Raw genomic sequence first — 15,129 nt, 5'->3', positions numbered from 1 at the left:
GTTACAGTACATTTGCTACAGAAAAGTAGTAAAAAACTATCTAGCGGAAGAAAAACACGGAGACTCCTGGTCGACTAAGAACGGTCACGTCCTGTGCCAACGACCGACATTAGGACGTCCTGTCCGTTGTGGGAAAGCGCGGAGGGAAGACCCCGCAGAAAAAAGCGAACTTCTTTTTTTTGAGGAGGCTGAGCTCAAGCCCACGGAAGGCGTAGTGTTTTTCTGTAGCGGTAGCTAGAAGGTAAAACCTTCATTTTAAAGCATATAGGTACAAAGAATTATTTTTTCAAATCTTATTAAATAGATATGGTTAGTAACAAGTTACGTTAAATCAGCAGTCTATTCGTTTTTCGAAATAAAATGTTAGAAAATGAAATGAGTGATAATTCATTTTTTTACAATATTTCTCTTCTCACTTTTCATGAAACATGCTATATTTGAGAAAATTACTAATATTTCGATTGGGTGATGAAAATGAAAATGTATATCTCTGTGGATATGGAAGGAATAACAGGACTTCCCGACGCCAGCTTTGTGGATTGGCGGAAACATAATTATGAAAGAGCCCGCAAAATAATGACGGATGAAGCAAATTACGTGATTCAAGCTGCCTTTGATGAAGGAGCAGAAGAAGTATTAGTGAACGACAGCCATTCCAAGATGAACAATTTACTTATTGATGAGATTCATCCGGATGCCTTATTAATAACGGGAGAGGTCAAGCCCTTTTCAATGATGCAAGGATTAAATGACAGCTATAGCGGTGTTTTCTTTGTAGGTTATCATGCAAGAGCAGGGCAGCGCGGGGTGATGTCACACTCAATGATACACGCTATCCGTAACTTTTATCTGAATGATCATTGTATCGGGGAGATGGGAATGAATGCATATCTTGCCGGATACTTTGGTGTACCTGTTTTATTTGTAGCAGGAGATGACCAGGCAGCGGCAGAAGCAGAGAAATTAATCCCGCATGTCACCACTGCTGTTGTAAAGGAAACAATCTCGAGATCCTCCGTAAAAAGTTTAACACCTAAAAAAGCAGGTCTGTTGCTTAAAGAAAAAGTAAAGCTCGCTCTGGATAACCGCAAGCTTGTATCCCCATTGATTCCTCCAGAAAATCCAGAGCTGACGATCGAATTTAATAACAGCGGACAGGCAGAATGGGCCAATTTAATGCCCGGCACGCTATGGATTCCCGGCACAACCAAAGTGCGCTTCCAGGCAAAAGATATGAAGGAAGCCTATCAAGCGATGCTGGTTATGACGGAACTGGCCATGCAGACAACATTTTCCTAAAGCTTCTAAACCACCTCTTAAAGTGTAATGAATACAAGAAACAAACATATTTATCATTAGTAACAAGCTGATTTATTCTTTTTAATTAACAGGTTCGTTTTTCTTTTCTTTATATACGGAATGTTTTTTTATAAAAAGATATGATAGTGAGGTGAAAGGTATGCTGAAATACATTTTTAAGCGTTTACTTATTATGATTGTTACACTATGGGTGATCATTACCCTTACTTTTGTATTAATGGTAAATATACCAGGATCTCCTTTTAACACAGATCAGTCATCAAATGCAACGGTACAGGCTAACCTGGAGGCGCATTATAATTTAGATCAGCCTTACTACATACAATATTTGCTTTACATTAAATCCATTGTCACCTTTGAATTCGGACCTTCTATCAAGCAGCCTAATCAGACAGTAAATGACCTTTTATCACGGGGTTTTCCCATTTCCTTTGAACTGGGAATCATCACGATTGCCCTGGCAGTCGTTTCCGGCGTATTGATTGGAATAATTGCAGCGCTGCGGCATAACGGCTTTCTTGATTATCTAACTATGGGGATTGCTGTTTTAGGCATCTCGATACCAAACTTTATTTTAGCTACGATTCTTATTCAGCAGCTGGCGGTAAATTTGGAAATATTTCCGGCAGCCACCTGGAGAAGCCCCGCTCACATGGTGCTTCCTATCCTTGCGCTTGCGACAGGACCAATGGCAATTATTGCCCGTTTGACACGCTCTACAATGCTGGAGGTGCTGACACAGGATTATATTAAAATGGCAAAGGCAAAAGGACTGTCGCCTTGGAAGGTCATTTTCAAGCATGCGCTCCGGAACGCGTTAATGCCAGTTGTGACGATTATGGGAACCCTCTTTGCAGGGATCTTGACAGGAACCTTTGTGATTGAACAGATTTTTGCGATACCGGGAATGGGAAGATATTTTGTGGAAAGCATTAACCAGCGTGATTACCCGGTAATTATGGGGACCACTGTTTTTTACAGCGCTTTCTTGATTATTATGCTTTTCCTGGTGGACATTGTCTATGGAATACTTGATCCACGAATCAAGATGCATCAGAAAGGGGGCAGATCAAGATGAAACCAGAGAAAGAAATGGAGCATTTTGAGACACCGGCCGCTATCCCTGATGAATGGTTTTCGTGGAAAGAAAAGGATAAAGAAAAAATGGAGGAAGTGTCCCGTCCATCCTTATCGTATTGGCAGGATGCCTGGCGGCGTCTGGTGAAAAATAAGATGGCCATGCTTGGGCTGATCTTTCTCGTCTTACTGACGATTATGGCTATTTTCGGTCCGGTTATTTCTCCTTATGAAGTAAACAGACAAGACCTTCCGAATCAGTATCAGCCGCCTTCGATGGAGCATTGGTTTGGCACGGATAATGCAGGGAGAGATGTGTTTACACGGACGTGGTACGGCGCCCGTATTTCCTTATTTGTCGGTCTGGTAGCTGCCTTGATTGACGTCACCATCGGGATTATCTGGGGAGGAATCTCCGGTTACAAGGGCGGCCGTACGGATAATGTGATGATGCGTATGATTGAAGTGTTATATGGCTTGCCTTATCTATTAGTTGTTATTTTACTTTTAGTTGTACTCGGGCCGAGTCTTGGAACGATTATTCTGGCATTGACCATTACCGGCTGGGTAGGGATGGCCCGAATTGTGCGGGGACAGGTGCTGCAAATTAAAAACTATGAATTTGTCCTCGCTTCGAAATCATTTGGTACGAAAACATCGCGGATCATCCGGAAGAACCTCCTTCCGAATACGATGGGACCCATTATTGTTCAAATGACCTTAACCGTGCCGTCTGCAATATTTGCCGAAGCATTCTTAAGCTTTATCGGTCTTGGGATTCAAGCCCCGTTTGCCAGCTGGGGAGTAATGGCAAACGATTCATTAGGAGCGATTTTATCCGGAAACTGGTGGACTTTGTTCTTCCCGGCATTTTTTATCTCTTTTACGATGTTTGCCTTCAATGTCTTGGGAGACGGTCTGCAGGATGCACTTGATCCGAAATTAAGAAAGTAGGTGGGCAACTTGGAAAGAATACTCGAGGTAAACGACTTGCATGTGACCTTTACTACGTATGGAGGGACAGTCCAAGCTGTCCGGGGCGTCAATTTTCACTTGGATAAAGGAGAAACCTTAGCAATCGTCGGGGAATCCGGCTGTGGAAAAAGTGTTACCTCCAATGCCATTATGCGGCTGATTTCGGATCCGCCGGGGAAAATCACGAAAGGCTCCGTTATTTTTAAAGGGCAGGATCTGGCAGCATATTCGGAGAAGAAAATGCGGTCCATCCGCGGAGTAGATATTTCAATGATTTTTCAAGATCCAATGACAGCACTTAATCCAACCTTAACCATTGGCACACAGCTGATGGAGGGGTTAAAGGAACATAAGAAAATATCGGGGACACAAGCGAAGGCAAAAGCGGTTGAAATGATGAACCTGGTCGGAATTCCTAACCCGGAGGAACGTTTAAAACAATATCCGCATCAGTTTAGCGGGGGAATGCGTCAGCGGATTGTGATTGCAATTGCTCTAATCTGTGATCCGGATTTGCTGATAGCGGATGAGCCGACGACTGCACTGGATGTGACCATTCAAGCACAGATTTTGGAATTGTTTGCAACCATCCAGGAGCGGACTGGGGTATCGATTATTTTGATTACGCATGACCTGGGCGTGGTCGCAAAGATAGCAGACCGCATTGTTGTGATGTATGCTGGGAAAATTATTGAATCCGGCAGCAAACGGGAAATATTCTACGAATCGAAGCATCCATACACACAAGGGCTGCTCCATTCTGTTCCCAGATTAGATGCCAAGGAAGAATTAAAGCCGATTGCTGGTACACCACCTGATTTATTCTCACCTCCAAAGGGATGTCCTTTTACAGCGCGATGTCCATTTGCGATGGAGGTGTGTGATAAAGTTTACCCCGCTCCAGAAAAAATCAGCGATACACATTATGTGGATTGCTGGCTGCAAGATGAGCGGGCCAAGCGGCTGTTAGCTGCAAATGTCTTACAAACTTAAAAAGGGGGCAAAACAATGAGTAGAAAGAAGCTTTTATGGGTACTCCTGGTACTTTTTACAGCATTTGTTCTTGCTGCATGTACAGCGGGCGAGGATGCAGGAGAAGAGCCGGATGATGCGGACACGGATACAGCAGAAGAAGCGGATGGCGAGGAGGGCGGAGAGGATGCTGCTGCAGAAGAAACGCCGGATCTGGATGGAAAGACATTATATATCAACAACGGTCAAGAGCCGACCTCCCTCGATCCATCCATTGGCTTTGATCAGGTATCTTGGGATCCTTTGAATAATCTGATGGAAGGGTTGACACGTCTGGATGAGAATTCAGAAGCAGCAGAAGGGGTGGCAGAGAGCTGGGATATTTCTGAGGATGGATTGACGTATACATTCCATTTGCGGGAGGATGCCAATTGGTCTAATGGAGACCCTGTGGTTGCAGAAGATTTTGTCTTTGCCTGGAAGCATATGCTGGATCCTGATACAGCTTCTGCTGCCGCATTTTTAGCTTACTACATTGAAGGCGGAGAAGAATACAACAGCGGGGAAGGTTCGGCCGATGATGTCAATGTCACAGCCATTGATGATAAGACATTGGAAGTTGTTTTAATTCAGCCGACTGGATTCTTCCTGGATTTGCTTACCAACCCGGCATTTTTCCCAATCAACCATCAGGTTGCTGAAGAAACGCCAGACTGGCATGCTGAAGCAGATACGTTTGTAGCAAATGGTCCATACATGTTAGATTCATGGGATCATGATAGCGAAATGATTTTTGCAAAGAATCCAGAATATTGGGATGCAGATGCTGTTAACCTGGATTATGTTCATTTTTCCATGGTTAACGATTCAAATACACAATACCAAATGTTCCAGACAGGCGAGCTGGATACAGCGAGCGTGCCTCCAGAGCTATCTGATGAATTGATAGATGGAGATAATGTATTTATCGGGGAATATGGCGGACTGGAATTCTTTCGTTTTAACCTGACAGAAGAACCGTTCCAAAATAAGAAAATCAGGCAAGCGTTTTCATACGCTATTAACCGCGATGATATTGCGGAATACGTCGTTAAACAAGGGGTAGAGCCTGCATACGGTTTTGTATCACCTGGCTTTACCGCACCGGATGGAAACGATTTCCGTGAAGAAAACGGCGATTTAGTAGCATTTGATCCGGAACGTGCCCAAGAGCTGCTCGCAGAAGGAATGAAGGAAGAAGGCTATGATGAGCTGCCGCCGATTGTACTATCCTTTAATACCAGCGACACTATTCAAGCGATTGCAGAATCCATGCAAAATATGTTGAGTGAAAACTTAGGCGTGGAGGTCACACTGGAGAACCAGGAATGGAATGTGTTTGCAGAAGCGCAGCAAAATCTGGAACTGCAATTCTCAAGAAGCTCATTTATCAATGATTATGCTGATCCAGTCAACTTCTTAGAAAGCTTTGTCTCAGATTCTTATATGAACCGTACCGGGTTTGAAAGTGAAGAATATGACGAGCTGATTCAAAAAGGTAAAAGCGAAACAGATGAAGAGCAGCGCTATGAATATCTATACGAAGCAGAAAGAATGCTGGCTGAAGAAATGATTGCCATGCCAATCCGCTACTATAACGTGGTTGTTCTGGAAGCAGATGGCGTGGAGGGAATCCTTCGCCACCCGGTAGGATACTTTGATTTGAAATACGCAGATAAGACGGAGTAAGGTACAGGGGAACTGCGGTAAACAGGATAGGCTCATTCATATATGAGCCTGTCTCTGTTTTTAGAAAACTTGGTTGTCACTAAGCCCTTAGGTGACAACCTTAGTTACACTTATGCAGTAAGAAAGTTTATACTTTCTTAACTGCCAAAAAAGGAGGATATATAGATGCTTTCTTATCGTTTGAAAACTGGGGACACCATCGGAATGATTGCGCCGGCCGGTCCTGTAAAAAAAGAAAAACTGGAGCAATCCTTCTCCTTTTTTGAAAATATGGGTTTAAAGATAAAGCTTGGACAGCATGTCTATGATCAATATGGCTATTTAGCAGGAAAGGATACCCATCGGTTAGCAGATTTTCATCAGATGGTTGCCGACCGGAACATCAAAGCGATCATTTTTGCCAGAGGCGGATACGGTACGGGGCGTTTCATTGATAAATTAGATATGGAATTAATCAAAAAAAATCCCAAAATTATCTGGGGATACAGCGATATTACATTTTTACATACAGCTATCCGGCAAGCAACAGGCCTGATTACGTTCCATGGCCCGATGCCGGCATCGGATATGGTGAAAAAAGACTTCGATACGCTTTCCAGTCAGCTGTTTAGACAGTTGTTCGGGCCGACCAATCTCATTTATTCGGAAAGCATTTCTCCGCTGACTGTCTATCGAGAAGGAGAAGCCACGGGCAGCATTGTCGGTGGAAATCTTTCTCTCCTGGTGCAGACAATCGGAACGCCCTATGAAATTGTAACAAAGGATAAGTTGCTGTTCATCGAGGATATTGGAGAGGAGCCGTATCGAGTTGACGGGATGATGAACCAGCTTCGTCTGGCTGGGAAACTAAAGGATGCTGCCGGTATCATTATTGGCGACTTTGCGGAAGCTGAACCGAAAGTCCAGCCCAGTCTGAGGATGGAGGAAGTATGGAAGCATTATTTTAGAAATTATACCAAGCCGGTTGTTGCCGGTTTCCGAATTGGCCACTGTTTTCCGCATTTCTCTATTCCTTTGGGGGCAAAAGCAACGTTATCCAGCAGAACGAAAACACTTCAGCTGTCGCCGGGAGTCCGTTAATGAAAGAGAGAATTACCCACATAGAAAGGGCTGTTTAGCATGAAGATTGTTGATTTGGAACTTTATCATAGCTCGATTCCATTGCATACCCCATTTAAAACAGCGTTGCGCACAGTAACCATTGCGGAAAGTATAGTTGTGAAAATAACCTGCGATAATGGCATCACTGGCTGGGGAGAAGCCCCGCCGACACATGTTATTACAGGGGAAAGCCTGGCGAGCATCCATTATGCAATGGATAAAGTGCTCCGTCCGGTTATAATCGATGCATCGTTATGTTCTTATGCAGCTGTATTTGCCCGTTTAGAGAAAGCAATCACAGGCAATACAAGCGCCAAAGCTGCAGTGGATATGGCATTGTATGATTGTCTTGCTCAAGCAGCCGAACAGCCTTTATATCAATACCTGGGAGGCTATCGTTCGCAGATTGAAAATGATTATACGGTCAGCGTGAACGAGACGGAACAGATGGAGCAGGATGCAAAGTTATATAAAGGGAATGGGTTTCGGATTTTAAAGGTGAAAGTAGGCAAGGACCCGGCAGAAAAAGACATAGAACGGGTAGCTGCTATCAGGAAAGCTGCAGGAGAGGATGTGCTGATCCGGTTAGATGCCAACCAGGGCTGGACGGCGAAAGAGGCTGTGAAAGCTATTACACAAATGGAAGAGCTGGGATTAAATTTGGAATTGGTAGAGCAGCCTGTGCCGGCACATGATGTGCAGGCGCTCAAATATATTACCGAACGTACCACAACACCGATTATGGCTGACGAAGCGGTATTTTCCACACAGGATGCACGCCGTGTGCTGGAAATGGGGGCGGCAGATTTAATCAATATTAAATTGATGAAGTCCGGCGGAATCCATCAGGCTATAAAAATCGCGAACCTGGCTCAGGATTTTGGTGTCTCATGTATGGTCGGAAGCATGATAGAGACCAAGCTGGGCATTACCGCAGCAGCTCATTTTGCAGCCAGTCATCCGGCAGTGACCCGCTTTGATTTTGATGCGCCGCTGATGCTGTCCGATGATATTTTGGAAGGCGGTATCCAGTATCAGGGAAAGGGAAATCAAATTACGTTTTCAAATCAATCCGGACTCGGGATAAAATCAGTGAAGAAAGCTTATCTGCAAACAATCAAAAGGGAAGGGAGCTGGTAGAATGCAGCAGTTGTTGAAGGAGCTTCCGGAAACATTCCATGTAACAAATGTACAGGCTGCAACAATTTGGACCAATCCGCAGGCAGCCAGAGCAGAGGATAAAGATGGAACCTCCCATCCTACAGATATATTAAAATGGGTCAATTCCTTAACCTATGAGGAAAGCTTGGCACTATGTAATGAAAATCGCGTACAATCGCAAACGCTATATGGCGAGCCTGTTATCGTTTTAGAAGAAGAGGGAGACTGGGCGCATGTGATTGCTCCATTCCAGCCGTCCAAAAAAGATTCCAGAGGCTATCCTGGATATATCCCTCTCCGGCAATTGACAAGCGTGGATAAAGAAGCATGGCTTCAGGATAAATATATTGTGGTGACGACAGACAATGCCTGGCTGGAAGACCCGGCGAAAGACACTCGCATCCAGCTGAGTTATTTAACGATACTGCCTTATTTAGGGGAGAGGGAAGCACATGTTTATGTACAAACACCATCCGGAAAGCAGCAGATCGCCAAAGAAAAAACAGTCACCGTGGCAAAAGAGGACGGGATAAAACAGGGCAGCGGAGCAGATATTGTCACTGCAGCTCTTCCCTTTATCGGATTGGATTACTTCTGGGGCGGGATGAGCTCCTTCGGCTATGATTGTTCCGGTCTGGCCTATGCTGCACATAAAGCAAATGGTTACTGGATTGCCAGGGATGCGGGAGACCAGGCGAGGGCAGGAGAAGAAATTGCAATCGATGCCATCAAGCCGGGAGATTTGCTTTTCTTTGCCTATCAGGAAGGGAAAGGAGCCATCCATCATGTCGGCATCTATAAAGGAAATGGAGAAATGCTGCATTCCCCGCAAACCGGAAAAGGGGTGGAAATCACGCCTTTAAAAGGGACCGAGTATGAAAAGGAGCTCTGCGCAGCAAGAAGATACTGGAGGTGAGGAGATGGAAGATAAAATCCTGGAAGTAAAAAATCTAGTGAAATACTTTGATGTCGGGAGGTCAGATATTTTAAAAGCTGTTAATGATGTATCTTTTCATATTTTTAAAGGGGAAACGTATGGGCTGGTTGGCGAATCCGGCTGCGGAAAATCTACCATCGGCCGCACGATTCTAGGATTATATGAAAAAACAAGCGGGGATGTCTGGTTTAATTATGAAAATGTCCATGGGTTGACGGAAAAGGAACAATTCGCTCTCTACCGTAAGATGCAGATGATTTTTCAGGACCCCTATGCTTCGCTGAATCCCCGGTCTACCATTAGGGAAATTATCTCTGAGCCGCTGGAGGTACATGGGGTTTTTAAGAAGAAAAAAGACCTGATGAACCGGATATATGAACTGTTGGAAGAGGTAGGGCTCAGCCGGGATCATGTGAACCGCTATCCACATGAGTTCAGCGGCGGACAGCGCCAGCGAATCGGCATTGCAAGGGCGCTCGCATTGAATCCGGACTTCATTATAGCGGATGAACCTATCTCTGCATTGGACGTTTCCGTGCAGGCACAGGTCGTGAATCTGATGAAGCGGCTGCAGCGGGAAAAAGGGCTGACGTTCTTATTTATTGCCCATGACCTATCGATGGTAAAGCAATTTTCAGACCGGATCGGCGTGATGTATCTAGGGAATTTAGTAGAGGAAACAAGCGGAGAGGCACTCTACGAAAATCCATTGCATCCTTATACCAAAGCCCTGCTATCAGCTATCCCAATCCCTGATCCGGATATAGAAGAAAAGAGAGAGCGGATTATTTTAGAAGGCGAATTGCCAAGCCCTATCAACCCGCCCTCTGGCTGTGTATTTCGAACAAGATGCCCCATGGCAATGGAGATATGCAAGGACGTGAAGCCGGTATGGCAAGAGATAGATCCCGGGCATCGTGTAGCCTGTCACCTCTATGATAAAAATTATCAAGACAGCCTGACAACAGGACCGCAGCGGACAAAAGAAATTGTCGAAGAAGAAATCCAATCATAGCAGGAGAAACCATGGAAACTCTTAAACAATAGAGCCCTTCTATGGTTTTTTGTGTGTATATCATAAAAGCGAAATTTTTTGATAAGTGAGATAATGGAAGCCTGTCCAAATTTCTTGTTGGATACGATGTTTTAATATAGACGATACCATAAATGTTTTTGGCGGAACGCCTGATTGCAATGGTTTTCGATGGGACGCGTAATGGAAGCAATGCTTTTAGATTAGTGAATTTTATTAATTTTGATACAGATAGTAATAAAACCTATCTAGCGTAGTGTTTTTCTGGGGTTGCGATTACTCACCCCGCCAAAACCCGTCGCAGCGGCGTTTTAACTTGACAACATTGGTAATCGCGGTCCGAGAATGTCACGCACCAAGTTTTTAACCCTTATTCCGCAGGGACGCAAAATCTCCCCGCTGAATAAAGCTTCCTTTTTAATTTTCCATTTGCATAACGTACTTCTCACATTTTTTCTTAAGAAAAGGTCTATTTTGCCGGCAAAATGTATAGATTTAATAGTAGGCATGATAGATATAAACAGCTTATCAGTCTTAAGAAAAGGAGGAGGAACGTGTATAACAAAAAATATAAACGGAAAAACACAGCAATTCATAAGAAAATGAAGCAATTGAAGCAGAAAAACAGGATATCGAACCAGCCAATGCAGAAAATCGTACCTTTTTCTAATCGGAAATCAGTGCATTATAAGCCTCAGCGCCCGTCTCCTTGGAAGCAGATAGTCATCACGGTTTTTATGGTTATGATAATTTTTATTCTTGCTGTCCCGACAGTAGTTGTGCAAATGTCTAAGACAGAGAATCAAATTAGCGCAGGCTCAGAGACGGTCGACAATAAGGAGGAAGCAAAGCCAGATGAAGAGAATGAGCCAGAAAATCCTCCAGAAGAGACAGCATCCAGCGACGAAGCAGTAGAAGTCGGGGCTTCTCCATTCAATGTTTCTGTCATGCGCGTGAGTAATGAAGAAGTGGAAAATGTTCCGGTAGAGCAATATGTCGCTGGTGTGGTTTCTTCGGAGATGCCGGCAGAGTTTGAACTGGAGGCATTAAAAGCACAGGCGATTGCTGCAAGAACATTTACAGTTAACTTTTTATTAAATGGCGAGAAAAACGACAGCTATGACCTGACCGATTCGACACAGCATCAAGTATATAAAAGTGAACAAGAGCTGCAAGAACAGTGGGGAGCAGAATATCATGAAAAAATGAACAAAATAAATCAAGCGGTGAAAGAGACAGAAGGGCAGATTATTACTTACAATAGTGCACCGATTACGGCTTCCTTCTTCTCCACCAGCAATGGATACACGGAAAATTCAGAGGATTATTGGGAAGGCGAGGTTGCCTATCTGCGCAGTGTAGAGAGTCCTTGGGATGAAGCGTCACCAGAATTCACCCAGCAGACGACGCTGACTGTCGCAGAGGTATCCGAAGCTTTAGAAATCCCGCTTCAGGATGATAAGGCCATTCCGATGGAAATCAGCCATACAGACAGCGGCAGAGTAGATGAAATAACCGTAGCCGGAAACGCATTTACTGGCCCGGATTTCCGCGATAAATTGGGCTTAAGATCCAGTGACTTTACCATTGAACAGAGTGACAGCCATTTGATCTTTACAACACAAGGCTATGGGCATGGTGTCGGCATGAGTCAATACGGAGCAAATGGCATGGCGGCAGAAGGTAAAAACTATGAAGAAATCATTCATCACTATTACACAGATGTTGAAATCAGCCAGATAGGTGAAATAGCACCAACCCTCGTTTCTAACTGAGACGGGGGATTTTTTATCAAAAAAATAGGGTAAGCCTATCAATGTCTTTTCTATTCATGTGCAAAAAACTGCTTCATATGGTTTGAGAATCAGATGCTTTTGAAGCTGCTGCGATGAAGCTTTTCCTTCTATCTTAAACCAGGATAAAAGGGAAATAACCTATCTATGAAAACCTCTGCATAAACTACTTATTATGAAAATCAAAAAAATTTTTTCATAGCCATGTATATAATTCTCTTTTTCTGCTCACAATGGTTGCAGAGGTGATGAAAATGAAAGAGGAATTCAAAGGCCCAAAAAATAAATGGAGCCAAATTTTCCGCAAGAAATGGTTTTTCCCAGCAATGTATTTAAGTATCGCAGCTGTTTTATTAGCAGCAGTCGTTTGGTATCAAAATGCAGGATCTGATGTTTCAGAACCGGCTGATCAAAGAAATGGAGAGGAAGAATATCTTCCAGTAATGAATGAAGAAGATTCCGTTCCGGTAGTTGACCAGCAGGAATTGGTAGGAATGCCGCTTGAAAACACAGATGAAGCAGAAATCGTAACTAAATTTTTTGACTACAACGCAGAACAAGAAGACAGAGAAAATGCACTTGTACTTTACAACAATCGTTACTATCAAAGTACAGGAGTAGATATCGCAGCAGCAGATGCAGAATCATTTGATGTTTTGGCTTCTATCAGTGGAACAGTAGAAGAAGTGAAGGAAGACCCATTACTAGGCAACGTGGTTGTTTTATCTCATAGTGAAGATTTAAAAACGTATTATGCTAGTCTTGAAGATGTAGCTGTCACTGTCAGCGATAAGGTTGAACAAGGAGACAAGCTGGGAACAGCTGGAAAAAACTTGTTTGGTAAAGACAACGGAACACACGTGCATTTTGAAATCCGTAAAGACGGCAAAGAAGTGAATCCTGAAAGCTACTTTGAACAGCCGGCATCCAGCATTGTCGTAGAAGAGAGTGCGGAAGAGGATGAAGCAGTAAGTGATGAACCGACTTCAGGAGAAGATGTAACAGAGCCTGAAGAAGATACAGAAGACGCAGAAGAAGCAGAGCAAGAAGAAGTACCAAGTGATGAAGACGAAGAAGCAGATGAAGAAATTGATGTAGAATTGGACAATTCAGAAGAATAATAAAAAATGCTTGGGAAACCAAAAAAACCGGTGATGAATCCTTCATTGCCGGTTTTTTATTGGCTTTTTTGAACATCCTTTAAAGCAATACAGGAACGAACTTTTGAAAATACATCTTGTCCCGGAAATTATTTGTACAAATCTTAAGCATAAAGGAACGTTTTTTTTAATATGATGATATTACAAACCATGCAATCGAACTGTCTGAGGTGAAAAGACATGTGATTTAGAAGTATCCTTCATCTAAAGTGGAACCCTTTTTTTATATACCAATGACTACATAAAAATAGTCAACCGCTTATTATAGTATGTGTTCAAAAAAGTGCAATGAAAAGGACCGAGTCGGCTAAAAACGCAACGTTAGCGGAAAAGCAAGCTAACGTAGAAATTCGATGTGTCATTTTCAGTGGATTTTTTGAACATCCTTTTATAAGTCCTATCCCAAAACATACACCCTGTCCAAACGACACCTCGGAATTACAACTTAGGGGGGCGAACGGTGTGCATGATTACATCAAAGAAAGGACAATTAAAATAGGGAGGCATGTTGTAGAAACGAGAAAAACAGTCCGCACCATTGCAAAAGAATTTGGCGTATCCAAAAGTACGGTCCATAAGGACTTGACAGAGCGCCTGCCGGAAATCAATCCCAAATTAGCATTGGAAGTAAAAGAAATCTTAGAGTATCATAAAGCAATCCGACATTTGCGCGGGGGAGAAGCAACAAGAAAGAAGTATAAAACACCGCCAACGGAAGGGCCGTTATCTGAAACAAAAATCACACAAACATTCCTATCTTCCTCCAGCAGGCCAAAAGCACAAGGAAGCTAGGAAAATAGAGACAATCCAATTTTTAGCAAAAAGTTGGATTGTTTTTTGTTGCCATTTCTTTGTACAAAGGAGAATCACGAATAGATCAAGGATGATTCCTATTAATGCAAATTAGGAGAAGATTTTATTTAAATTAAATTATCAAATAACTTATTGACTGAACGAACGTTAGGTAATATAATAATCTAACAATCGTTAGGTGGTGAGGAATTGCAAAAAAAGTTAATTGATGCAGCACTGAAACAATATGCTTTAAATGGGTATCATGGCGCAACAATGAGGAAAATAGCCAATGAAGTTGGTATTAAACCGGCATCTATTTATTTTTTCTACAAAAATAAAGAAGATTTGTTTATCGTGGCATTCAAGCAATTTTTGGATAACCATTTTGATAAAATGAAAAGTATTTTGAATGAGAAGCGGGAGGAGCCTGTTCAGAAGATTTTTTCTGCCATGTTTGAAGGGATTGCAGACCACCATAAAGGAGATATGGAAGGAACGGATGCTTATATTTCATTGGTAACTTCTCCAATACCGGGAATCTCGCAGTATTTGTATGACCATATGAAGCGATATAATGAATGGCTTGTCGCATCCTTAGATTCGATACTAAGAGATAGTTATCCGAAGATGCAGGCTGATGAAATTGACAGAATTATTAAGCAGTTCGTTTTGATAGGTAACGGCGTCTTTTGGGGGATTAAATTATACGACGGGGCTGATTTTGAGGAGCAGATTATGCTGGCAAGTCAGTTGATGCAATCATTATTAGAGGAATTGCATTTTAAATACATGTAAACAGCGTTATTTTAATTAGTGCAAGGAGCCGCAATGCTTTTTGAGAGGACGAGTAATTGCAACAACGGTTTTAATAGACCGAGTAATCGCAGGTCTCAATGCTGTCAGAGGCATGAATGATGAAATATCAAGCGAAGTATATACCGAGTTTTCTAAAAAATAAGTTATTAACTCAACTTTCGCACCTAAGAATAAGCAAATATTTCTTGCTATTCCAAGATGAACATGTTCTTCATTACCATGCTTGCATTTTGGTGAAATATCCGGCCTTTTTGGACTTGA

Annotated in this window: 14 protein-coding genes; 13 read left to right on the top strand and 1 reads right to left on the bottom strand. The window is 42.9% G+C overall.

Annotated features, from left to right (window positions below):
• The first annotated feature begins 474 nt into the window (after positions 1-474).
• The 13 genes from ACZSMY_RS15020 (at position 475) to ACZSMY_RS14960 (ending at position 14,847) form a co-directional block, all read left to right on the top strand.
• Entirely contained in the window at positions 475-1,299 is an 825-nt protein-coding gene (locus ACZSMY_RS15020) for a M55 family metallopeptidase (protein ID WP_042529518.1), read from the top strand.
• A 160-nt stretch (positions 1,300-1,459) separates the two neighbouring features.
• On the top strand, positions 1,460-2,398 hold the full coding sequence (locus tag ACZSMY_RS15015; protein WP_042529520.1) for an ABC transporter permease: 939 nt from the start codon (positions 1,460-1,462) through the stop codon (positions 2,396-2,398).
• Positions 2,395-3,351, top strand: coding sequence for an ABC transporter permease (locus ACZSMY_RS15010; RefSeq protein WP_042529522.1), 957 nt, complete (start codon positions 2,395-2,397; stop codon positions 3,349-3,351). The genes ACZSMY_RS15015 and ACZSMY_RS15010 overlap by 4 nt, the downstream gene beginning before the upstream one ends.
• 9 nt (positions 3,352-3,360) lie before the next feature.
• On the top strand, positions 3,361-4,365 hold the full coding sequence (locus ACZSMY_RS15005; RefSeq protein ID WP_465147942.1) for an ABC transporter ATP-binding protein: 1,005 nt from the start codon (positions 3,361-3,363) through the stop codon (positions 4,363-4,365).
• 15 nt (positions 4,366-4,380) lie between these two features.
• On the top strand, positions 4,381-6,072 hold the full coding sequence (locus tag ACZSMY_RS15000) for a peptide ABC transporter substrate-binding protein (protein ID WP_289585504.1): 1,692 nt from the start codon (positions 4,381-4,383) through the stop codon (positions 6,070-6,072).
• A gap of 165 nt (positions 6,073-6,237) precedes the next feature.
• Positions 6,238-7,152 carry an LD-carboxypeptidase gene (locus ACZSMY_RS14995; RefSeq protein ID WP_368901279.1) on the top strand — a complete coding sequence of 305 codons (915 nt, stop codon included), beginning with the start codon at positions 6,238-6,240 and terminating at the stop codon, positions 7,150-7,152.
• 39 nt (positions 7,153-7,191) lie between these two features.
• Entirely contained in the window at positions 7,192-8,313 is a 1,122-nt protein-coding gene (locus tag ACZSMY_RS14990) for a dipeptide epimerase (RefSeq protein WP_368901280.1), read from the top strand.
• 1 nt (position 8,314) lies between these two features.
• A complete protein-coding gene (locus tag ACZSMY_RS14985; protein ID WP_465147941.1) occupies positions 8,315-9,250 on the top strand; it encodes a C40 family peptidase in 936 nt (311 codons plus the stop codon).
• A gap of 4 nt (positions 9,251-9,254) precedes the next feature.
• Entirely contained in the window at positions 9,255-10,286 is a 1,032-nt protein-coding gene (locus tag ACZSMY_RS14980; protein ID WP_256705212.1) for an ABC transporter ATP-binding protein, read from the top strand.
• A 572-nt stretch (positions 10,287-10,858) separates the two neighbouring features.
• Positions 10,859-12,079, top strand: coding sequence for a stage II sporulation protein D (spoIID, locus tag ACZSMY_RS14975; protein ID WP_368901281.1), 1,221 nt, complete (start codon positions 10,859-10,861; stop codon positions 12,077-12,079).
• 272 nt (positions 12,080-12,351) lie between these two features.
• Positions 12,352-13,218, top strand: a complete 867-nt coding sequence (locus ACZSMY_RS14970) for a M23 family metallopeptidase (protein ID WP_042529539.1) — start codon at positions 12,352-12,354, stop codon at positions 13,216-13,218.
• A 501-nt stretch (positions 13,219-13,719) separates the two neighbouring features.
• Positions 13,720-14,049, top strand: coding sequence for a sporulation transcriptional regulator SpoIIID (gene spoIIID, locus ACZSMY_RS14965; RefSeq protein WP_256705210.1), 330 nt, complete (start codon positions 13,720-13,722; stop codon positions 14,047-14,049).
• Positions 14,050-14,259: 210 nt separating this feature from the next.
• Positions 14,260-14,847, top strand: coding sequence for a TetR/AcrR family transcriptional regulator (locus ACZSMY_RS14960; RefSeq protein WP_256705209.1), 588 nt, complete (start codon positions 14,260-14,262; stop codon positions 14,845-14,847).
• A 15-nt stretch (positions 14,848-14,862) separates the two neighbouring features.
• Here the strand turns inward: ACZSMY_RS14960 and ACZSMY_RS14955 are convergent.
• Positions 14,863-15,129, bottom strand: a 267-nt coding sequence (locus ACZSMY_RS14955) for a hypothetical protein (protein ID WP_465147940.1), incomplete at its 5' end; no start/stop codon positions are given.

The sequence above is a fragment of the Oceanobacillus sp. B139/18 genome (assembly GCF_055524595.1).
The sequence above is the reverse complement of the archived record's forward strand: the minus strand, read 5'-3'. Positions and strand labels throughout refer to the sequence as shown.

Bases quoted from the DNA above. Each gene is read 5' to 3' on its own strand.
- ACZSMY_RS15015 (WP_042529520.1), top strand. From the start codon at position 1,460: ATGCTGAAATACATTTTTAAGCGTTTACTTATTATGATTGTTACACTA.
- ACZSMY_RS14985 (WP_465147941.1), top strand. From the start codon at position 8,315: ATGCAGCAGTTGTTGAAGGAGCTTCCGGAAACATTCCATGTAACAAAT.
- ACZSMY_RS14995 (WP_368901279.1), top strand. From the start codon at position 6,238: ATGCTTTCTTATCGTTTGAAAACTGGGGACACCATCGGAATGATTGCG.
- ACZSMY_RS15020 (WP_042529518.1), top strand. From the start codon at position 475: ATGAAAATGTATATCTCTGTGGATATGGAAGGAATAACAGGACTTCCC.
- ACZSMY_RS15010 (WP_042529522.1), top strand. From the start codon at position 2,395: ATGAAACCAGAGAAAGAAATGGAGCATTTTGAGACACCGGCCGCTATC.
- ACZSMY_RS14970 (WP_042529539.1), top strand. From the start codon at position 12,352: ATGAAAGAGGAATTCAAAGGCCCAAAAAATAAATGGAGCCAAATTTTC.
- ACZSMY_RS14980 (WP_256705212.1), top strand. From the start codon at position 9,255: ATGGAAGATAAAATCCTGGAAGTAAAAAATCTAGTGAAATACTTTGAT.
- ACZSMY_RS15000 (WP_289585504.1), top strand. From the start codon at position 4,381: ATGAGTAGAAAGAAGCTTTTATGGGTACTCCTGGTACTTTTTACAGCA.
- ACZSMY_RS14990 (WP_368901280.1), top strand. From the start codon at position 7,192: ATGAAGATTGTTGATTTGGAACTTTATCATAGCTCGATTCCATTGCAT.